This window comes from Mycobacterium yunnanensis (assembly GCF_025823185.1).
GTDB classification, from domain to species: Bacteria; Actinomycetota; Actinomycetes; order Mycobacteriales; family Mycobacteriaceae; genus Mycobacterium; species Mycobacterium yunnanensis.
Genome location: NZ_JACKVK010000011.1, coordinates 500167 through 520449, shown reverse-complemented (window position 1 = coordinate 520449; position 20283 = coordinate 500167). Strand labels below are relative to the sequence as shown.

Below are 20283 nucleotides of genomic sequence, written 5' to 3'. Positions count from 1 at the left end.
CACGACGGAACGACAAGGAGGGGATGAGATGGCTACCGACTACGACGCTCCCCGGCGCACCGAGACCGACGAGGTCTCCGAGGACTCGCTCGAAGAACTCAAGGCCCGGCGCAACGAGGCGCAATCGGCGGTCGTGGACGTGGACGAGTCCGAGACCGCCGAATCATTCGAACTGCCCGGGGCGGACCTGTCGGGTGAGGAACTGTCGGTGCGCGTCGTCCCGAAGCAGGCCGACGAGTTCACGTGCTCGAGCTGTTTCCTCGTCCACCACCGCAGCCGCCTGGCCACCGAAAAGGGCGGCACGATGATCTGCACCGACTGCGCCGCCTGATCCGTCAGCTCCGCAACGCCGCCAGGACGCGGTCCGGGTGGCGGCAACTCACCAGCCAGTAGGGCGTCGGATCGTCGGGATCGTCCAGGACGACGAGCACCATCGGCTTGATCCACGCCCGATGCACGACGTAGGCGGCCGGGTCGAGCTGGCGACCGAGCGCCGCGGACTTCGCCGAGCTGGGCACTTCCGCCGATCTCGAGATGGCCGACACGGGTAGATGTGCCGCCCCGACCCACAATTCGGTGGCCGCCCCGTCACCGTCGGAGGTGCTGACCACGCGGACCTCCACCCGTCCCAGCCAGACCAGGACCGCTGCGGCCACGGGCAGCAGCAATGCGTAGGGCAGCCAGTTCGGCAGCGACCGCACGCCCAGGTTGACCTCGTAGGCGATGATGGCGGCCAGCAGGAACGCGGGCAGGCACCACCACAGTGGCACCCTCAATCGCTCGTGATAACGCACCGTTTCGGTGGCTGCGCGCGTGTCCGACACCCGGCCAAGAGTAATCTCCGTGGTCGTGTCCACCTCTCTTGCGGTCGTGCGGCTGGACCGTGACTTGCCACTGCCGACGCGGGCGCACGCCGGTGACGCCGGCGTCGATCTCTACAGCGCGGTCGACATCGTGCTTGCCCCTGGCCGACGTGCCCTGGTGCCCACCGGGCTCGCGGTGGCCATTCCCTTCGGGATGGTGGGTCTGATTCATCCGCGGTCGGGACTCGCCACGCGCGTCGGGCTGTCGATCGTCAACACCCCCGGTACCGTCGACGCGGGTTACCGAGGGGAGATCAAGGTGACTCTGATCAATCTCGACCCCGAGGAGCCGATCATCGTGCGACGCGGCGACCGCATCGCGCAACTTCTGGTTCAGCGGGTCGAGCTACCCGAGTTGGTCGAGGTCGCGTCGTTCGACGAGGCCGGGCTGGCTGACACCACCCGTGGCGCAGGCGGCCACGGTTCCTCCGGCGGACACGAGAGTTTGTGATGGCATTCGGCAAGCGCAAGAGCGGCAACCAGGGCGAGGAAACGACGGCCGTCCCCGAGCCGGCGGCCGTCCCCGAGGCGGCGGCTGAATCCGGTGCCGACGACGACCTCGACGGTCCGTTCGACGTCGAGGACTTCGACGACGCGGAGACTGCGTTGGTGGGCCGCCACGACCTTGGCGCGGTGCTGATCCCCGAGAACGAGGCCGCCGAACTCGCCGTGGAGGTCAACCAGCAGGGCGTCCCGACCATGGCGTGGATGGTCACCTCCAGCGGGCGGTACAACGTGACGGCCTACGCGGCGCCCAAGGCCGGAGGCCTGTGGCGCGAGGTGGTCACCGAGGTCGCGGATTCGCTGCGCAAGGAGGGTGCCGAGGTCGCCATCCAGGACGGACCGTGGGGACGCGAGGTCGTCGGGCACATGACGAACGGTCCCGAGCCCGTGGTGATGAGGTTCATCGGCGTCGACGGATATCGCTGGATGGTGCGCGGTGCGGCGGTCGGTTCGCCCGAGACCGCCGACGCGATCGCGCGTGAGCTGCGAAATGCGCTGTCGGACACGGTAGTTCGCCGCGGCGACACCCCGCAGCCGGTGCGCAACATGCTTCCCCTGCAACTGTCGGAGACCCTCGTCACCCGGTTGCGGGCCCGGGCCGAGCAGATGATGGCCGAGCAGGCCCGGCTGGCCGGTCAGCAGCTGGCGCCGCCACCGCCTGCCGAGCCTGCGGCGCGTCGGAGCGAGCAGGGCACCGCCATGCAGCAGCTTCGCACCATCACCGGCGGCTGATCACAGGTCCACGAGCGCCGCGACGCACGACGCCCCGAGCACCCCCGGGTCGGCGCCGAGCTGTTCCAGGGTGAAGGTGCGTAGTGCGGCCATCGGCGCAGCGGACGCCCACTCGAGCGCCACCTCCAGCGGATGGATCGGATCGTCGGTGGCGGCGGCGACGCCCATGGGCACCGTCAACCCGGTCAGCTCCTGCGCCGTGGGTGCCACGTAGCTCGCAGCGGCATCCATGGCGTCGGGCAAGGCGGGCCACTGACCGACCCACGACCGAGTCAGCTCGGTGGCCAGCCACGCGGGGCTGGACTCCCTCATCTGGCTGATCGCCGACCCCAGTCCGTCGCGACGCAACACGTTCGCCGAGTACCGCGCGGCGAGGGCGGCCGTCGCGTCGTCCGGTGCGCCCGTCCACGCGGGCAGTCCGGCCAGCACGGCCACCGCGTCGGTGGGATGCGTCAGCGCCCACGACGTCGCCACCGCCGCGCCGAGGGACACGCCGCCGACCGCGATCGGCGCCTGCCGGGCGGCGTCGTCGAGGGCTTGGCGGTAACCGTCGACGAGGCGAGTCGGTTCCGGCGTCGGCGTCACCACGACCGCTCCGAGGGCGTGCAGGGCGCCGCAGAACGCGCGGTAGACGTAGTCGTCGTCGGATCCGGTGCCGGGTAGCAGCACCACCGAGACACCGCTGAGCGAGACGGCCATCCGTCGATCGTGCCGTGTGCCCCAGATCACGTCTACGCGAGGGGACTACAACGTCGCGCGGAAGGGTAGACCAACACCCTGTGCGCTACGTGGCAAATCGGAACCAAGAGGTCTACCGTGGCGTTGGTTGAGAGGTGGGTCAACGGTTGATTCACCACTTGAGTAGGAGAGACCATGGCTACGGCCGAAGGTTATCTGCGTCGTCTGACGAGGCGCCTCACCGAGGACCCCGAACAGCAGGACGTGGAGGAACTCAGTGACGAGGCGGCCAACACCGGCGCGCAAAAGGCGATCGACTGTCGGCGCGGCCAGGAGGTGACGATGGTCGGCACACTGCGGTGTGTCGAGACCAACGCCAAGGGTTGCGCGGGCGGGGTCCGAGCCGAACTGTTCGACGGCACGGACGCGGTGATGCTGGTCTGGCTGGGCCAGCGGCGCATCGCCGGCATCGAATCCGGTCGCACGCTGCGGGTGCACGGGCGGCTCGGCAAGCTCGAGAACGGTACGAAGGCGATCTACAACCCGCACTACGAGATTCAGAAGTGACCCACCCCGACCCGGGGTCGGCGGACGACATCGAGGCCACGGCGCCCGACGAGTCAGACAACAAGCTCAGCGCGCAAGCGATCCTGGCCCAGATGGGCGGCGTCAGCGGCCTGATCTATTCTTCGCTGCCCGTCCTGGTCTTCGTGCCCGTCTCGTCGCTGTTCGGTCTGACGTGGGCCATCGTCGCCGCGCTCGGCGTGGCCGCGCTGATCCTGGTGTGGCGGCTGATCCGCCGCGAGACGCTGCAGCCCGCGATCTCCGGCTTCTTCGCCGTCGGCGTCAGCGCGCTCATCGCCTATCTGGTCGGCGAGTCCAAGGGCTACTTCCTCCTCGGCATCTGGTCGTCGTTGATCTACGCCGCCGTGTTCGCCCTGTCGGTCCTGATTCGGCGCCCGGCCGTCGGCTACGCGTGGGGCTGGGTGAACGGGCGTGACCGCAACTGGCGTGGCAACCGCCGCGCGTTGACCGCGTTCGACATCGCCACCGTCGTATGGGCGTTGGTGTTCGCTGCTCGGTTCCTCGTGCAGAACCGCCTCTACGACGACGACCAAACTGGTCTGCTCGGCGTCGCGCGCATCGCGATGGGCTGGCCTCTGACGGCCGTGGCCGCGCTGGCCACCTATCTCGCGATCCGGGCCGCGCAACGTGCCCTGCATGCCGCGGAGGCGGAGCCTCTCCATGGCGCGGAGGCGGAGCCTCCCCATGGCGAGAGGGCCGAGCCTTCCCATGGCGAGGAAGCCGTTCGACCGCACGCCGACGAGGCGCGGGCCGACTGAGCATCACCTCCAGCCGCGACTCGACCGATCGCACGGTGATCGCCGTCGCGGTGCTGGCGTCGTTCGTGGCCTTCCTCGACGGGTCGGTGGTCAACCTTGCGCTGCCCGCCATCGCGGCCGACTTCGGCGGCGGGCTCGCCCTGCAGCAATGGGTCGTCGACGGCTATCTGCTGGCCCTGGGCGCGCTGATCCTCGTCGCCGGTGCGGTGTCCGACCAGTTCGGTCGGCTGGCGGTGCTGCGCGTGGGACTGCTCGTGTTCGCCGCCGCGTCGCTGCTGTGCGCGCTGGCACCCACCGGCTGGATCCTGATCATCGCCCGCTGCCTGCAGGGACTCGGCGCGGCGTTCCTGGTGCCGAGCTCGCTGGCGATGGTGAACTCGCGGTTCACCGGGCCCGCGCAGGCGGCCGCGATCGGCACGTGGACCGCGTGGACCGGCACCGCGTTCGTCGTGGGAGCGCCGCTGGGCGGCGTGCTGGTCGACACCCTGGACTGGCGGTGGGTCTTCGGGATCAACGTGGTGCCGGTGGCCGCGACGCTGTACATGGCGGCCAAGCTGCGCCACGACGAGGCACTCAACGCGCGGCGACCCGGTCGCGTCGACGTCACGGGCGCGCTGCTGTGCGCCGTGGGACTGACCGGCACGGTGTACGCGCTGATCGAGGAGCAGCGGCTGGGGCCGTCGCACCCCGCGGTCGTCGCGGCGTTCGTCGTCGGCGTCGGGTGCCTGGTCGCCTTCCCGTTCTGGGAGCGCCGGGCGGTCAACCCGATCATGCCGTTGAGACTCTTCACCTCTCGCAACTTCGCCGTCGGAAATTTGGCGACGGTATTCCTGTACGCGGCGGTGTCCCTCGGCACCTTGCTCGTCGCCCTGTTCTTGCAGGAGACGGTCGGCATGTCGGCGGCGCTGGCCGGTCTGGCGACACTGCCGCTGCCGGTGCTGTCGTTTCTGCTGGCGCGGCGCTTTGGCGCTCTGGCGGGCGCGCACGGGCCCCGAATCTTCATGGCCGTCGGTCCGCTGATCGCCGCAGTCGGCTTCCTCCTGATGGCCACGGTGCGGCCGCCGTTCGACTTCTGGACCCAAATGCTGCCGGGTCTGATCGTGTTCGGGGTCGGGCTCTCGGTCACGGTGTCACCGCTCACCGCGGCGGTGCTGGCCGCGGTGGACCCGGCACAGAGCGGGATCGGGTCAGCGGTCAACAACGCGGTCTCGCGGGTGGCCGGCCTCATCGCGGTCGCGTTCACCGGGGTGATCGTCGGACTGGGCGGAACGTCCGGCGACGCCGGATCGTCGTCGATGGACTTCGCGGGTTTCCGCTACGGCGTGGTGACGGTGGCCGTCTTGTTCGCCGTCGCCGGGGTGGTGTCGGCGCTCGGCATCAGCAACCGGCAGTGCGACATGGGCCGGGTGTCACCGGAGGCCGCGGCGCAATGCCACGACCGGGCGACGCCGCCACCGGCGCTGGCCGCCTCGGACTGACGGGTCAGCGGGCGCGCAGCAACAGTTCGCGCAGCTCGGCCTCGACCTCGTCGGTGGTGACGAACAGCAGTTCGTCACCACCCTCCAGCGGCTCGTCGTCTTCGGGCACGATGACGCGCGCACCCCGCAGGATGGTCACCAGGGCGGCGTCGCGGGGGAGTTCGAGGCGCTTGACGGCCTTGCCGCCCCACGGCGTGTCGTCGGGCAAGGTGATCTCGACGAGGTTGGCCTGCCCCTTGCGGAAGCTCATCAGGCGCACCAAGTCGCCGACGGACACCGCCTCCTCGACCAGGGAGGCCAGCATCCGAGGGGTCGACACCGCGACGTCGACGCCCCATGCCTCGTCGAAGAGCCACTCGTTGCGGGGGTCGTTGACCCTGGCCACCACCCGTGGCACCGCGAACTCGGTCTTGGCCAGGAGGCTGAGCACCACGTTGGCCTTGTCGTCACCGGTGGCCGCGATGACCACGTCGAACTCCTCGAGTCGGACGGCTTCGAGCAGCGTCAGCTCGCAGGCGTCACCGAGCCGCCACTGCGCGGCCGGAATGGCCTCGGTGTCGACGTGGTCGGGGTTGCGCTCCAACAGCGTGACGTCGTGGACGTCGACGAGTTCCCTGGCAATCGACCGGCCGACGGCACCGGCCCCTGCGATGGCGACCTTCACGCGATCCCTCCTGGTCGGTCACTGGTCATCGGCGTCCTCACCCGGTGGCTGCGCGGCGATGGCGATGGCCTCGGCGACGTGACCCGAGATGGCGGCCATGTACACCTGGTCGCTGGCCTGGATCACGGTCTTCTTGTCCGGAAGCAACCCGGTGCCGAAGCGGATCATGAACGCCACGCGACCGCCGGTGACGGCCTCCAGCGCCGTCACCCGCCGGCCGAACCACCCCTCGTGCAAAGGGAGTTCGGTGACGCCCACGTTGCCCGACGGGTCCCGCCACTTGGTGGTCTCGGTCTCGCGGGTCAGCACGTTGAGCAGACGGTCGGTGGTCCACGGCACCGTCGCCACCGTGGGGATGCCCAGGCGCTCGTAGACGGCGGCGCGCTTGGCGTCGTAGATGCGGGCCACGACGCGTTCGACGCCGAAGGTCTCCCGCGCGACCCTGGCGGAGATGATGTTGGAGTTGTCACCGGAGGAGACGGCGGCAAACGCGCCCGCCCCCTCGATGCCGGCCCGCAGCAGCACGTCGCGGTCGAAGCCCATGCCCAGGACCCGCTCGCCGGGGAATTCGGGCGACAACCGGTGAAACGCGGTGCCATCACGGTCGATGACGGCCACCTCGTGGCCGATTCGGGCCAGGCCATCGGCCAGCGATGCGCCTACCCGGCCGCATCCCATTACGACTACACGCACGCGTCGATCCTCCCAGGGGTTCGGCAGACACGGCTCGTGGCGAACCTGCGCAACCGGAACGCTACAGCCATTCGCCCATGGGCTTACCCTTGGCTCTCGTGTCCAAGCTTTCTACCGCCGCTCGCCGGTTGGTACTGGGTAGACCCTTCCGCAGCGACGCGATGGGGCACACGTTGCTGCCCAAGCGAATCGCCCTGCCCGTGTTCGCCTCCGACGCGCTGTCGTCGGTGGCCTACGCGCCCGAGGAGATCTTCCTCGTCCTCTCCGTGGCAGGTCTGAGTGCTTACACGATGGCGCCGTGGATCGGTGTGGCGGTGGCAGCGGTGATGCTCGTCGTCATCGCGAGTTACCGCCAGAACGTGCACGCCTACCCGTCCGGCGGCGGTGATTACGAAGTGGTGACCACCAACCTCGGGCCGACCGCCGGTCTGACGGTGGCCAGCGCGCTGCTCGTCGACTACGTGCTGACGGTGGCGGTGTCGATGGCCTCGGCGATGTCCAACATCGGTTCCGCCGTGCCGTTCATCGCCCAGCACAAGGTGCTCTTCGCCGTCGCTGCGATCCTGCTGTTGGCGTCGTTGAACCTGCGCGGCATCAGGGAGTCGGGCACGGCGTTCGCCATTCCGACGTACGCCTTCATGATCGGCATGTACCTCATGGTCGGCTGGGGGTTGTTCCAGATCTTCGTGCTCGGTGACCACCTGCAGGCCGAGACCGCCGGCTTCACCGTGAAGTCCGAGCACGGTGACGTCTTGGGATTCGCGATGGTGTTCCTGGTGGCGCGCGCGTTCTCGTCGGGTTGCGCCGCGTTGACCGGCGTCGAGGCCATCAGCAACGGGGTGCCCGCGTTCAAGAAGCCCAAGTCGCGCAACGCGGCCACGACCCTGCTGCTGCTGGGCGCCATCGCGGTGTCGCTGTTCATGGGAATCATCGTGCTGGCCAAGGAGACCGGCGCCAAGGTGGTCGACAGCGTCGACCAGTTGGTGGGTGCCCCGCAGGGATATCACCCCAAGACGTTGATCGCTCAGCTGGCCGACGCGGTGTTCCACGGCTTCCCAATCGGCTTGTACCTCATCGCAGGCGTCACGGCGCTGATCCTCGTGCTCGCCGCGAACACCGCCTTCAACGGCTTTCCCGTGCTGGGTTCGATTCTCGCGCAGGATCGGTACCTGCCACGACAGCTGCACACCCGCGGCGACCGGTTGGCGTTCTCCAACGGCATCCTGTTCCTGGCGTTCGCGGCGATCGCCTTCGTGGTGGCGTTCCGAGCCGAGGTGACCGCGCTGATCCAGCTCTACATCGTGGGCGTGTTCGTCAGCTTCACTCTCAGCCAGATCGGGATGGTGCGGCACTGGACTCGGTTGCTGCGCATCGAGACCGATGCCACGCAGCGGCGCCGGATGTACCGGTCCCGCATCATCAACGCGATCGGCCTGCTGTGCACCGGCGCCGTGCTGATCGTGGTCGTGGTGACGAAGTTTCGGGCGGGGGCGTGGATCGCCATCCTCGCCATGGGCGCACTGTTCGGTCTCATGAAGCTGATCCACAGGCACTACGCCACCGTGTCGTCGGAGTTGGAGGCCCGCGCCGCCGAGCAGGGCGACGTGGTCTTGCCCAGCCGCAACCACGCCATCGTGCTGGTGTCGAACCTGCACCTGCCCACCAAGCGGGCCCTGGCCTACGCCAGGGCGACGCGTCCCGACGTGCTGGAGGCCATCACCGTCAACGTCGACGACGAGGAGGCCCACCAGCTGGTGCACAAGTGGGAGGTCAGCGACGTCACGGTGCCGCTCAAGGTCATCGCGTCGCCCTATCGCGAAATCACCAGACCCATCCTGAGTTACGTCCAACGCATCATCAAGGACTCGCCGCGCACCGTGGTGACCGTGTTCATCCCCGAGTACGTCGTAGGGCATTGGTGGGAACAGGTGCTGCACAACCAGAGCGCGTTGCGGCTCAAGGGTCGGCTGCTCTTCGAGCCCAACGTGATGGTCACCTCGGTGCCGTGGCAGTTGAGTTCCTCCGAGCGGCTGAAGGTCGTCGACGAGCAGCCGGCACCCGGCGACGCCCGGCGCGGATTCCTCAGTTGAGCACTCTCACCTTGACCGTCGGGCCGCCGGCCAACGGCGGCAGCTGTGTGGCCAGGCACGAGGGACGCGTCGTGTTCACGAGGTATGCGCTGCCGGGCGAGGTGGTGCGCGCCCGCGTCACCTCCGAACGTGGAAGTCATTGGCACGCCGAGGCAGTCGAGATCCTCGAGCCGTCACCCGACCGCGTCGACTCCATGTGTCCCATTGCCGGCGTCGACGGATCGGGTTGCTGCGATCTGGCGTTCGTGACACCCGAGGCCGCCCGCCGACTCAAGGGCGACGTGGTGGCCAATCAGCTCGAGCGGCTCGGTGGGCACCACTGGCAGGGTGCCGCCGAGGAAGTCGGGTCGACGGGGCCAACGGGGTGGCGCACCCGGGTGCGTCTGGACGTCGCCACCGACGGTCCACACGCCGGGCGAGCGGGGTTCCATCGTTACCACAGCGAGGATTTGGTGACCGACCTGTCGTGCGGGCAGGTCCCCGACGGCATGCTGGCGGGGCTGGACGACACCACTTGGCCACCCGGCGTGCAGCTGCACGTTGTGCTCGACGACGCCGGTGAACGGCACGTCGTGCAGACGGGTCCGCGCACCGACCGCAAGGCCTCGACCAAGGTGGTCGAGGGGTCCTACGAGGCCACGCAGCGCGTCGGCGGTCGAACATGGAGCGTCCCGGTCACCGCGTTCTGGCAGGCGCACCGCGATGCGGCGCCCACCTACAGCGCACTGGTCGGGCAATGGGCCAACCTCGACGCGGGGATGACGGCGTGGGACTTGTACGGCGGCGCAGGCGTCTTCGCGGCGACGCTGGCCGAGGCGGTGGGGCCGACGGGGCACGTGCTCAGCGTCGACGTGTCCCGCGGATCGGCGAAGGCCGCGCGGAGCGCACTGGCCGACCTCGACTGGGTCGAGGTGCTCACCGAGTCGGTGCGACGGGCGCTGTCCACGCAACGGCGAGGTGCCGACGTCGCCGTACTCGACCCGCCCCGCACCGGTGCCGGTCGCGAGGTCGTCGACCTGCTGGCCGCGGCCCGGGTGCCGCGCATCGTCCACATCGGCTGCGAGGCAGCGTCATTCGCGCGCGACGTCGGTCTCTACCGCGGGCACGGGTACACCGTCGAGCAGATCCGGGTATTCGACTCGTTCCCCCTGACGCATCACGTGGAGTGCGTCGCGGTGCTGTCTCGGTCGTGACGAGCGTGCCGGACAACCGGGGGCCGTCGTGACGGGCCCGGGCCCACGGCTGTTCAGCCGCGGGTCATGGCCCGAGGCCAGCCGCGTCTCGGAGATCCTGCGGCGCGAGACCGTCGGCGGCATGCTGCTGCTCGTCGCCGCGGGCGCAGCGCTGGTCTGGGCGAACTCGCCGTGGGCGGCCACCTACCGCGCGCTGTCGGAACTGACCGTCGGACCGGAGTCCCTGCACCTGCGGCTGAGCCTGGCGTCGTGGGCGGCCGACGGTCTGCTGGCCGTCTTCTTCTTCGTCGTCGGCACCGAACTCAAGCGGGAGTTCGTCGCCGGCGATCTGCGTGACCCGGCGCGCGCCGCGCTGCCGATCGCCGCGGCCGTCGGCGGCATGGTCGTGCCCGCCGCGATCTTCATCGGGGTCAACGTGGCGGCGGGGGACCAGGACAACCTGGGCGGTTGGGCCGTACCCATCGCCACCGACATCGCCTTCGCGCTGGCCGTGTTGGCCGTGGTGTCGACGCATCTGCCGACCGCGCTGCGGACCTTCCTGCTGACGCTGGCAGTCGTCGACGACCTGCTGGCCATCACCGTCATCGCGTTCTTCTACACCGACCACCTCGCCGTCGGGCCGCTGGCGCTGGCACTGTTGCCGGGAGGGCTGTTCGCGCTGGCCGTGCAGCGCGGGTCGACCCGGTGGTGGATCTTGCTGCCGCTGGCGGTGGCCACCTGGGCACTGGTCCACGCCAGCGGCATCCACGCCACGGTGGCCGGCGTGGTGCTGGGGTTCACGGTGCCGGTGCTGGGGCGTCACGCCCTCGCCGAGCGCTTCGAACACGTGCTCCGACCGGTCTCGGCAGTCGTCGCGGTCCCGGTGTTCGCGTTCTTCGCCGCCGGGGTGACGGTCGGCGGCGTCGCCGGATTGGTCGACGCGCTCGCCCACCCCGTCACCCTCGGCGTCATGGCGGGGCTGGTCCTCGGCAAACCGCTGGGTGTGTTCATCACCACATTCCTGCTCGCCAAGTTCTCCCGCGCTCGGCTCGACGACGACTTGGCCTGGCGAGACGTGCTCGGGGTCGCGCTGCTGGCGGGGATCGGTTTCACCGTGTCACTGCTCATCGGTGAGCTGGCCTTCGGTTACGGCACCGTGACGGGGGCCGACGCCAAGATCGGGGTGCTCGTCGGGTCGGTGCTGGCAGGTGTGCTGGCGGCCGTGGTCCTGGTCAGCCGCAATGCCGCCTACCGGCGGATTCACCGGCGTGAAACGGCCGACGAGGACGGCGACGGCGTGCCGGACGTGTACGAGCCTTGACGGGCTCGGCGACCGCTGCGTGCGTAAACTCAGGTGATGCTCTCAGAGATCCGCGGTCCCGCTGATCTGCAGAACCTGTCGCAGTCACAGATGAAGGACCTCGCCCTCGAGATCCGTGAATTCTTGATTCACAAGGTTGCTGCCACCGGCGGACATCTCGGCCCCAACCTGGGCGTCGTCGAACTGACGCTCGCCCTGCACCGGGTGTTCGACTCACCGCACGATCCGATCATCTTCGACACCGGCCACCAGGCCTACGTCCACAAGATGCTGACCGGCCGCTGCGCCGACTTCGACCACCTCCGCAAGAAGGGTGGGCTGTCGGGCTATCCGTCGCGCAGCGAGAGCGAGCACGACTGGGTCGAGTCCAGCCACGCCAGCACCGCGCTGTCCTACGCCGACGGTCTGGCGAAGGCCTTCGAGCTCAGCGGCCACCGCAACCGTCACGTCGTCGCCGTCGTGGGCGACGGCGCGCTGACCGGCGGCATGTGCTGGGAGGCGCTGAACAACATCGCGGCGTCGAAGCGACCGGTGATCATCGTCGTCAACGACAACGGCCGCAGCTACGCGCCGACGATCGGTGGCTTCGCCGATCACCTGGCCGCTCTGCGCCTGCAGCCCGGCTACGAACGGCTGTTGGAGGAGGGCCGCAAGGCCGTGCGCGGGCTGCCGCTCATCGGCGAGGTCTGCTACCAAGCCATGCACAGCGTCAAGGCCGGTATCAAGGACGCGTTGTCCCCACAGGTGATGTTCACCGATCTCGGGCTCAAGTACGTCGGCCCGATCGACGGCCACGACGAGCACGCGGTCGAGGCTGCGCTGCGCCACGCCCGCGGCTTCAACGCCCCGGTGATCGTGCACGTGGCCACCCGCAAGGGCATGGGATACGGCCCCGCCGAGTCCGACGAGGCCGAGCAAATGCACTCCACCGGCATCATCGACCCCCAAACCGGACTGGCGACGTCGGTCGCCGCACCAGGTTGGACGTCGGTCTTCTCCGACGAGCTCATCAAGCGTGCCGCCAAGCGCCGCGACGTCGTCGCCATCACCGCGGCGATGCCGGGCCCGACCGGTCTGAGCGCATTCCGGCAGCGGTTCCCCGACCGCTTCTTCGACGTGGGCATCGCCGAGCAGCACGCCATGACCTCGGCGGCGGGTCTGGCGATGGGTGGCATGCACCCGGTCGTCGCGATCTACTCGACGTTCCTCAACCGGGCCTTCGACCAGATGATGATGGACGTTGCGCTGCACCGGCTTCCGGTGACGATCGTGCTCGATCGCGCCGGGGTGACCGGTCCCGACGGCGCCAGTCACAACGGGGTCTGGGACATGTCGATCCTCGGCGTGGTGCCTGGCATGCGGGTGGCCGCTCCGCGAGACGCGGCGCGGCTGCGCGAGGAGCTGGGCGAGGCGCTGGAGGTCAAGGACGCTCCCACCGCGATCCGCTTCCCGAAGGGCGACGTCGGGGAGGACATCCCGGCGGTGGAACGCCGCGACGGCGTCGACGTGCTCGCGGTGCCTGCCGACGGGTTGAGCCAGGACGTCCTGCTGGTTGCGGTCGGGTCGTTCGCCTCGATGGCGCTGTCGGTGGCCGAGCGGCTGCGCAACCAGGGGATCGGCGTCACCGTCGTCGACCCCCGCTGGGTGTTGCCGGTGCCCGAGGTGCTTGGCCCGCTCGCGGTGGCGCACAAGCTGGTCGTCACGCTCGAGGACCACGGTCTGCACGGCGGCATCGGATCGTCGGTGTCGGCGGCCTTGCGGCGCAACGAGATCGACGTGCCCTGCCGGGACGTCGGCGTTCCTCAGGAGTTCCAGGACCACGCCTCCCGCACCGAGGTGCTCGCGGATCTGGGCCTGACCGATCAGAACATCTCCCGCCAGATCACCGGCTGGGTGGCCGCGCTCGGCAGTTCGGTTGGCGAATCCGAAGTCACCGACCGGGTCGACTAGCGCCATCCCCGCGGGCCTAGGCTTCGCCCATGGACGCCGAACTGGAGCGCTGGAAGACCACCGGTCGACACTTCGACTACCTCGGGTTCGACGTGTTCTACCGCGTCGAGGGCTCCGGGCCTGCGCTGCTCCTGATCCACGGGTACCCGTTCAGCTCGTGGGACTGGTCGCTGATCTGGCCCACGCTGGTGCAGCGGTTCACCGTGATCGCACCGGACATGATCGGCATGGGCTTCTCCGACAAGCCGACGGTCTACGAGTACTCGGTGTCCGACCACGCCGACATGCACGAGGCACTGTTGCTGCACTTGGGCGTCGACTCGTGCCACGTGCTGGCCCACGACCTCGGCGACTCCGTCGGCCAAGAGTTGCTCGCCAGGTACGAGGCCGGTGACAACGCCTACGGCGCTCCGGTCATCGAGTCGATCACCTGGCTCAACGGCGGGCTGTTCAACGAGGCGTACACGCCGCGACTGCTGCAGAAGCTGATGTCGCGAACTCCGTTGGGCGACATGACGAGTCGATTCCAGGGCAGCGGGTTGGCGCGGCGGGTGGTGGACCGCACGCTCGATCAGATGTTTGGCGCGAACACCAAGCCGACGCCGCGGCAGCTCGAGCAATTCCACCAGATCCTGGACTTCAACGACGGCAGGCGGGTGAGTCACGCGGTGGGCCGCTTCGTCGCCGACCGTTACCGTCATCGCAACCGCTGGGTGCGCGCGATGCGGGAGACCGCCGTGCCGATGCGCTTGATCGACGGCCCGAGCGACCCCAACTCCGGGCGGCACATGGCGCGGCGCTACTCCGAGGTGATCCCCAATGCCGACGTGGTGATGCTGGCCGACGACATCGCGCACTGGCCCCAGATCGAGGCGCCCGAGGACGTCCTGCGCCACTTCTTCGCCCACGTGAACCGGGTCGCCGCCGTCTGAGGCGCCGGCGAGGAATGCGCGCGGGGTGGACGCCGGTTGAACCTCACCGTGGCCGCCCCGTGGTCACGTCTCACCACCGAGCCAACGGAGGCACCTCGTGAAGATCGGCATCATCGGAGCAGGACAGATCGGCGGCACGCTGACGCGGCGGCTGTGCCAATTGGGACACAAGGTGGCAGTGGCCAATTCACGGTCCCCGGAGACGTTGTCGGAGCTCGCCGCCGAGACCGGTGCGACGGCGGTCTGGGCCAAGGACGCCGCGGCCGATGCCGACCTCGTCATCCTCAGCATCCCGCAGAAGAACGTGCCCGATCTGGTCAGCGGCATCGTCGACGCCCGCAAGCCGGGCGCCCCGGTCATCGAGACCAACAACTACTACCCGCAGCAGCGCGACGGTGAGATCGCCGCCATCGAGGACGGTCAGGTCGAGAGCGCCTGGGTCGCCGACCAGATCGGCGCACCGGTGTACAAGGTGTTCAACGGCATCTGGTGGAAGCATCTGTTGGACAACGGCGTCCCCGCCGGTGCCCCGAACCGCATCGCGTTGCCGGTCGCCGGCGAGGACGGTGCCGGCCGCGACCTGGTGCACGGTGTCGTCGAGGAGCTCGGATTCGATGCCGTCGACGCCGGTCCAATCGCACAGTCCTGGCGCCAGCAGCCGGGAACGCCGGTGTACGGCAAGGACTTCGACGTGGAGGCCACCAGGCGGGCGTTGGCGGAGGCTACACCGGAGCGCACTGCGGAGTGGAGCGCGCGCACCGCCTGAGCGCTTCAGTGCAGCGGTGACCCGGGCAGCGGCCACGCCATCGTCGAGGTGGCTTCCTTGATGTGTTCTGGCCCGCCGGGGGGCGGCCAATCGCCGGCCTCGTAGAGGCGTCGCCGGACCTCGACCCGCTCGTCGAGCCCAGGGAACGGCCAGATGTGCACGATGCGCGCGGGCCCGTCGAGGGCGTACATGACGACGGCGATGGGGTCGACGCGGTGGCGGACGGGCAGAGCGACGCGCCACCCGGCCACCGTCGCGGGCAGTCCCCCTGGCACGAGGTGGTAGTCGCGAATCTCGTAGACCGCCCCGAAGGCGCCCGTGACCACCCTCGGCATGAACGGGAACGGGGCGAATCCGTGCATCGTCAGGTCGGTGAGGTGGGCGCCGGCGCCGAACGGGGCCGCACTGTGCGCGGCGCGCATCCGTTCGGCGGCCAAGGTGCCGTCGTCGTCGAATTCGCGCAGGACGTACACCCGGCCCAGCACGCCGTGCTCGGCCTCCCACCAACCGAGGAGACGACCACCAGCCTCGGGAGCCTGCAGCCAATCCTGGACGCCGTCCTTGGCGGCTGCGGCGTCCGGTAGCCGGAACGCCACCGTGGTCAGTTCATAGCGGACCCTCTGGTCTGCGGGGTCGACGTCGTCGCCGGTGATGATCGCGGGTGCGTCCACGACGCGCTCCTCTCCGCCCCGTTCAGGAGGATTCGGAATCCTCGGCCGGGGGTGTCTCGGGGGCGGTCAACGCCTCGGTCAGCACGGGCACCGTCAACTCCCGCTGCCACGCCCGGGCACCCGCCTCGGCGAGGAACGCGTCGATGGCCCGGTCTGGATGGCCGACGGGTTGCCAGTCCCACACCAACCGTCGGACCAGGTCGGGCGTCAACAAGTTCTCGGTGGGCACCGAGACGCGTTCGGAGAGTTCGGCGAGACCGGCACGCACGCGGTCGAGTCGTTCGGCTGCCTCCGGTTTGCGCCGGCTCCACCGCACCGCCGGGGGCGGCCCGGTGACGGGTTCGGACGCCGACGGCAGGTCGTCGGTGGCGCGGGCCCGCGCCAAGGCCTCCAGCCACACTCCGGCGCTGCGGCGTTGACGCGAGCCGCCGAACACCGGGAGCGCCACCAGCTTCTCGACGGTGTCGGGGTCGGCGGTGGCGGCGCTGATGATGGCGGCGTCGGGCAGAATGCGGCCGGGTGCGATGTCACGTCGTTGGGCGATGTGGTCGCGCGTGGTCCAGAGCTCGCGCACCGCGGCGAGCGTCCGCGGGTTCTTCACCTTGTGGATGCCCGAGGTCCTACGCCAGCGGTCGCGGCGGGTCGGGGCCGCGACGTAGGTGCGCAGATGCTCGAATTCCTCAGCGGCCCAACGGGTCTTGCCCTGAGCCTCGAGTGCGGCGGCCACGGCCTCCTTGAGTTCCAGCAGCACCTCGACGTCCAAGGCGGCATAGATCAGCCATTCGGCGGGCAGGGGCCGCTTGGACCAGTCCGCCGCGCCGTGGCCCTTCATCAGCTGAAGACCTAGTAGCCGCTGCACCATCGCGGCCAGGTTGACCCTGTCGAAACCGGCCAGCCGGCCGGCGAGTTCGGTGTCGTAGAGCTGTGGCGGAACCATGCCCAGCTCGGCCAGGCATGGCAGGTCCTGGTCGGCGGCGTGCAAGATCCATTCGTCGGTGTCGAGGACGTCGGCCAGGGGCGCCATCACCATCAGCGGATCCTCGCCGTGGTTGACCGGGTCGATGAGAACCGATCCCGCACCGGCGCGCCGAATTTGGATCAGGTAGGCGCGGTTGGAGTAGCGGAAGCCCGACGCGCGCTCGGCGTCGATGGCGAAGGGACCGTGACCCGACACCAGCAGTTCGGCGGCGGCGAGGATCTGATCGGCGGTGACGGCGAGCTCCGGGACGCCGTCGGCAGGGGTCAGGAGGGGAGTCGCCTCGGGCTCGGGCGGGGCTTCCGGTGGGTCGGGGGTGACCGAATCGTCGCCGGCGATCACGCCGTCGGTCATGCGCGCGTGCGGGCACCCAGGGCGGTGACCCCGGCTGGCGGAAGGCCTGCGGCGTGCTCGAGCACCTCGCAGAACGCCTGCACGTGGGGACCCAGTTCCGGGTTGGTCGCGGTCCACGACGCACGCAGCTCCAGCTGGTGAGCCCGGGGTGGACCCGAGATGTCGCCGTAGCGCACCGACGTCGTCGCGGTCACGGTGCCGCCGAGGGCGGTGACGTGGTCGTCGTGCTCGGCGAGCGCGTCGACCAGCCAGCTCCAGGCCACTTCGGGTAGCAGGGGGTCGACGGCTTCGCTGGAGTCCAGGTCGGCCTGGATGTAGGCCACCAGGCGCATGGTGCCGTCCCAGGCTTCGGCGCCCTCGGGGTCGTGCAGCAGGATCAGCCGACCGAACGCGTCGCCCTCGGAACGCTCGGGGATCTCGGCGGCCTCGGGATGGCGAACCTCGGCCCCCAGGGCATAGCTGTATGGCGCCAGGCGCTGTGGCGGCCGGATCGGACCGAGCTCGATCTCGGGCCGGACGGTGGTGGCATTCATTGCCTCCACCGCTGCCCGGAACTGAGCCGGCTCGACGGTGGTCATGGGGTTTGACGCTAGCGGATTGCGGCAACCGGCAGCGAAGGCGCGCCGAAACGTGACTGCATGGCAGCATGGGAGCCGATGAGTACCCGCCGTGACCTGCCCGAGTCGCCCTATCTGACCGCGGCCGCAGGCCGTAAACCCAGCCGCGTTCCCGTGTGGTTCATGAGGCAGGCCGGCCGGTCCCTGCCGGAGTACCGGGCGTTGCGGGCAAAGAACACGATGATGCAGGCCTGCTTCGACGCCGAGCTGATCACCGAGATCACGTTGCAGCCGGTCCGGCGCCACGGCGTGGACGCGGCGATCCTGTTCTCCGACATCGTGGTTCCGCTGCGCGCCGCGGGCGTGGACGTCGACATCGTGCCCGACGTCGGCCCGGTGATCGCCACGCCCATTCGCGCCCCCGCCGACGTGGGGACGTTGACCCCGCTGGACCGTGACGCCGTCGCGCCGGTGGCGCAGGCGGTGTCGTCGCTGACCGCCGCGTTGGGCGACGTGCCGTTGATCGGTTTCGCCGGCGCGCCCTTCACCTTGGCGTCCTACCTGGTGGAGGGCGGCCCCAGCCGCAACCACGAGCGCACCAAGGCGATGATGTTCGGCGAGCCCGACGTGTGGCACGCCCTCATGAGTGCACTCACCGACGTCACCATCGGCTTCCTCGAGACCCAACTCGACGCGGGCGTCGACGCCATTCAGCTGTTCGACTCGTGGGCGGGCACGCTGTCGCTGGCCGATTACCGGACCTACGTGCTGCCGCACAGTGCGCGGGTGTTCGAAACCCTCGCGCCGCGGGGCGTGCCGATGACGCACTTCGGGGTCGGCACGGCAGAGCTGCTCGGCGCGATGTCCGAGGCGGTGTCGGTGGGCGACGCGCCCGTGGTCGGCGTCGACTGGCGCACCTCGCTGACCGACGCCGCGGGACGCGTGCGCCAGGGCTGCGCGCTGCAGGGCAACCTCGACCCGGTGGTGCTGCTGGCCGGCTGGCCCGTCGTCGAGCGGGCCGTGCGCAACGTGGTGGAGGACGGCAGGCGGGCCGTCGACGCCGGCGCGACGGGGCATGTGTTCAACCTGGGTCACGGCGTGTTGCCGCCCACCGACCCGGGCGTCATCACCGAGGCGGTGGCGCTGGTGCACGCGTTGTGAGTTCGACGTATTCGCGGCGCTCCTATTGCGTTGTCGGAGGCGGTATTTCGGGCCTGGTCGCCGCCTACCGGCTGCGTGTCGCCGCGGGTCCGGACGCCTCGATCACGCTGTTCGACCCGGCCGACCGGCTCGGTGGCGCGTTGCGTACCGAGCGCATCGGGGGACAGTCCGTCGACGTCGGCGCCGAGGCCTTCGTGGCGCGGCGACCCGAGGTGCCTGCGCTGCTGGCCGAACTGGGGTTGGCCAACCGGCAGATCGGCACCACCGGGGTACGGCCGCTGATCTTCAGCGAGGGCTGGCTGCGGGCGATGCCGCAGGGCACGCTGCAGGGCATCCCGGCGCAGGCGTCGTCGATGGCCGGACTGGTCGACGACGCCACCGTGAAGCGCATCGCCGACGAGCGGTCGCGGCCGTTCTCGTGGCGTTCCGGCGCGGACGCCACGGTCGCGGAGTTGGTGGGCGATCGCTTCGGGGCGCAGGTGGTGGCGAGGTCGGTCGACCCGCTCCTCGGCGGCGTCTACGCGGGATCCTCGGCGACGATTGGCCTCCGAGCCGCCGTGCCGACTCTGGCGGCCGCCCTGGACCGCGGCGCCGCCACCCTGACCGACGCCGTGCGCGAGGCCTTGCCACCGCCGATGCCCGGATCGGTGTTCGGTGCCGTCGACGGCGGCTACGCGGTGCTGCTCGACGCGTTGGCGCGTCAGGCGGCGGTCGACTGGGTGCACGTCGGGGTCCAGAAGCTGAACCGGGACGGCCGCGCCTGGGCACTGGTGGACGACGAGGGCGGCCACTGGCACGCCGACGGCGTGGTGCTCGCCGTCCCGGCGCCGCGGCTGGCCACGCTGGTCGACGACGTCGCGCCGAGGACGGCCGCCGCGGCCCGGCGCATCCGCACGGCGTCCTCGGCGCTGGTCGTGCTGGCCCTGCCGGGAGGCACCCCGCTGCCGGAGCAGTCGGGCGTGCTGGTGGCCGGCGGTGAACGGTTGCATTCGAAGGCGATGACGCTGACCTCGCGCAAGTGGGGCCGCCGCGGCAACGTGGAACTGGTGCGGTTGTCGTTCGGGCGCTACGGCGACTCCATCGCGCGCGACGTGGGCGACGAGGACCTGCTCGCCTGGGCCGCCCAGGATCTGTCGACGGTCTTCGGCGTGACGACGGACCCGGTGGACTGCCACGTGCAGCGGTGGATGGACGCCCTGCCGCAGTACGGCCCGGGGCACGCCGGGCTCGTCGCCGAGATTCGGGCGGGTCTGCCACCGACCGTGACGGTCGCGGGGGCCTACCTGGACGGCATCGGGGTACCGGCCTGTGTGGGCTCCGCCACCAGGGCGGCCGCGGCGCTGACGAGGGCGGGCGTGGGACGATAGAGATGCCGCGC

At 69.9% G+C, this 20283-nt stretch carries 20 protein-coding genes and 1 pseudogene; 14 read left to right on the top strand and 7 right to left on the bottom strand.

Going from position 1 to position 20283, the window contains the following annotated elements; genetic code table 11:
* The first annotated feature begins 28 nt into the window (after positions 1 to 28).
* Positions 29 to 331 (top strand): DUF4193 domain-containing protein, encoded by a 303-nt coding sequence (locus tag H7K45_RS22275; protein ID WP_263998145.1) that lies wholly within the window; start codon positions 29 to 31, stop codon positions 329 to 331.
* Between the two features lie 4 nt (positions 332 to 335).
* On the opposite strand, the gene H7K45_RS22270 is transcribed toward H7K45_RS22275, so the two are convergent.
* Positions 336 to 824 carry a DUF3093 domain-containing protein gene (locus tag H7K45_RS22270; protein ID WP_263998144.1) on the bottom strand — a complete coding sequence of 163 codons (489 nt, stop codon included), beginning with the start codon at positions 822 to 824 and terminating at the stop codon, positions 336 to 338.
* 25 nt (positions 825 to 849) lie between these two features.
* Here H7K45_RS22270 and dut point away from each other — a divergent pair, with 25 nt between their 5' ends.
* Together dut and H7K45_RS22260 are read left to right on the top strand one after the other, a co-directional pair.
* On the top strand, positions 850 to 1314 hold the full coding sequence (dut, locus tag H7K45_RS22265; RefSeq protein WP_263998143.1) for a dUTP diphosphatase: 465 nt from the start codon (positions 850 to 852) through the stop codon (positions 1312 to 1314).
* A complete protein-coding gene (locus tag H7K45_RS22260; protein ID WP_263998142.1) occupies positions 1314 to 2099 on the top strand; it encodes a DUF3710 domain-containing protein in 786 nt (261 codons plus the stop codon). The genes dut and H7K45_RS22260 overlap by 1 nt, the downstream gene beginning before the upstream one ends.
* Here the strand turns inward: H7K45_RS22260 and H7K45_RS22255 are convergent, their stop codons facing one another.
* Positions 2100 to 2798, bottom strand: a complete 699-nt coding sequence (locus H7K45_RS22255) for an alpha/beta fold hydrolase (protein WP_263998141.1) — start codon at positions 2796 to 2798, stop codon at positions 2100 to 2102.
* A gap of 174 nt (positions 2799 to 2972) precedes the next feature.
* On the opposite strand from H7K45_RS22255, the gene H7K45_RS22250 reads away from it, so the two are divergent.
* From H7K45_RS22250 to H7K45_RS22240, 3 genes are all read left to right on the top strand, one after another.
* Positions 2973 to 3344, top strand: a complete 372-nt coding sequence (locus H7K45_RS22250; protein ID WP_056548580.1) for an OB-fold nucleic acid binding domain-containing protein — start codon at positions 2973 to 2975, stop codon at positions 3342 to 3344.
* Between the two features lie 92 nt (positions 3345 to 3436).
* On the top strand, positions 3437 to 4120 hold the full coding sequence (locus H7K45_RS22245; RefSeq protein WP_263998405.1) for a DUF3159 domain-containing protein: 684 nt from the start codon (positions 3437 to 3439) through the stop codon (positions 4118 to 4120).
* A 35-nt stretch (positions 4121 to 4155) separates the two neighbouring features.
* Positions 4156 to 5598: an MFS transporter gene (locus tag H7K45_RS22240; RefSeq protein WP_263998140.1), complete on the top strand. Its 1443-nt coding sequence runs from the start codon at positions 4156 to 4158 to the stop codon at positions 5596 to 5598.
* Positions 5599 to 5602: 4 nt separating this feature from the next.
* On the opposite strand, the gene H7K45_RS22235 is transcribed toward H7K45_RS22240, so the two are convergent.
* Positions 5603 to 6262, bottom strand: coding sequence for a potassium channel family protein (locus H7K45_RS22235; protein WP_263998139.1), 660 nt, complete (start codon positions 6260 to 6262; stop codon positions 5603 to 5605).
* Between the two features lie 18 nt (positions 6263 to 6280).
* Positions 6281 to 6955 (bottom strand): potassium channel family protein, encoded by a 675-nt coding sequence (locus H7K45_RS22230; protein WP_263998136.1) that lies wholly within the window; start codon positions 6953 to 6955, stop codon positions 6281 to 6283.
* 98 nt (positions 6956 to 7053) lie between these two features.
* Here H7K45_RS22230 and H7K45_RS22225 point away from each other — a divergent pair, with 98 nt between their 5' ends.
* From H7K45_RS22225 to H7K45_RS22200, 6 genes and pseudogenes are all read left to right on the top strand, one after another.
* Positions 7054 to 9045: an APC family permease gene (locus tag H7K45_RS22225; protein ID WP_263998135.1), complete on the top strand. Its 1992-nt coding sequence runs from the start codon at positions 7054 to 7056 to the stop codon at positions 9043 to 9045.
* Positions 9042 to 10238 (top strand): class I SAM-dependent RNA methyltransferase, encoded by a 1197-nt coding sequence (locus tag H7K45_RS22220; protein WP_263998133.1) that lies wholly within the window; start codon positions 9042 to 9044, stop codon positions 10236 to 10238. Before H7K45_RS22225 ends, H7K45_RS22220 begins: the two co-directional genes overlap by 4 nt.
* 28 nt (positions 10239 to 10266) lie before the next feature.
* Positions 10267 to 11538, top strand: a complete 1272-nt coding sequence (nhaA, locus tag H7K45_RS22215; RefSeq protein WP_263998132.1) for a Na+/H+ antiporter NhaA — start codon at positions 10267 to 10269, stop codon at positions 11536 to 11538.
* Between the two features lie 36 nt (positions 11539 to 11574).
* A complete protein-coding gene (gene dxs / locus H7K45_RS22210) occupies positions 11575 to 13488 on the top strand; it encodes a 1-deoxy-D-xylulose-5-phosphate synthase (protein ID WP_263998131.1) in 1914 nt (637 codons plus the stop codon).
* A 29-nt stretch (positions 13489 to 13517) separates the two neighbouring features.
* Positions 13518 to 14420: an alpha/beta fold hydrolase gene (locus H7K45_RS22205; RefSeq protein ID WP_263998130.1), complete on the top strand. Its 903-nt coding sequence runs from the start codon at positions 13518 to 13520 to the stop codon at positions 14418 to 14420.
* A 94-nt stretch (positions 14421 to 14514) separates the two neighbouring features.
* Positions 14515 to 15186, top strand: a pseudogene (locus H7K45_RS22200) (NADPH-dependent F420 reductase); the annotation flags it as partial.
* 5 nt (positions 15187 to 15191) lie between these two features.
* Here the strand turns inward: H7K45_RS22200 and H7K45_RS22195 are convergent.
* From H7K45_RS22195 to H7K45_RS22185, 3 genes are read right to left on the bottom strand one after another with little or no spacing between them, the layout of a single operon-like run.
* Complete coding sequence (locus H7K45_RS22195) at positions 15192 to 15857, bottom strand: NIPSNAP family protein (protein WP_263998129.1); 666 nt, start codon at positions 15855 to 15857, stop codon at positions 15192 to 15194.
* A 22-nt stretch (positions 15858 to 15879) separates the two neighbouring features.
* On the bottom strand, positions 15880 to 17187 hold the full coding sequence (locus H7K45_RS22190; RefSeq protein ID WP_263998128.1) for an HRDC domain-containing protein: 1308 nt from the start codon (positions 17185 to 17187) through the stop codon (positions 15880 to 15882).
* Complete coding sequence (locus H7K45_RS22185; protein WP_263998126.1) at positions 17184 to 17765, bottom strand: DUF3000 domain-containing protein; 582 nt, start codon at positions 17763 to 17765, stop codon at positions 17184 to 17186. Before H7K45_RS22185 ends, H7K45_RS22190 begins: the two co-directional genes overlap by 4 nt.
* 78 nt (positions 17766 to 17843) lie before the next feature.
* Here H7K45_RS22185 and hemE point away from each other — a divergent pair, with 78 nt between their 5' ends.
* Both hemE and H7K45_RS22175 read left to right on the top strand, forming a co-directional pair.
* Complete coding sequence (hemE, locus tag H7K45_RS22180) at positions 17844 to 18905, top strand: uroporphyrinogen decarboxylase (protein ID WP_263998125.1); 1062 nt, start codon at positions 17844 to 17846, stop codon at positions 18903 to 18905.
* Positions 18902 to 20272, top strand: a complete 1371-nt coding sequence (locus H7K45_RS22175) for a protoporphyrinogen oxidase (protein ID WP_263998124.1) — start codon at positions 18902 to 18904, stop codon at positions 20270 to 20272. Before hemE ends, H7K45_RS22175 begins: the two co-directional genes overlap by 4 nt.
* Positions 20273 to 20283: the final 11 nt, after the last annotated feature.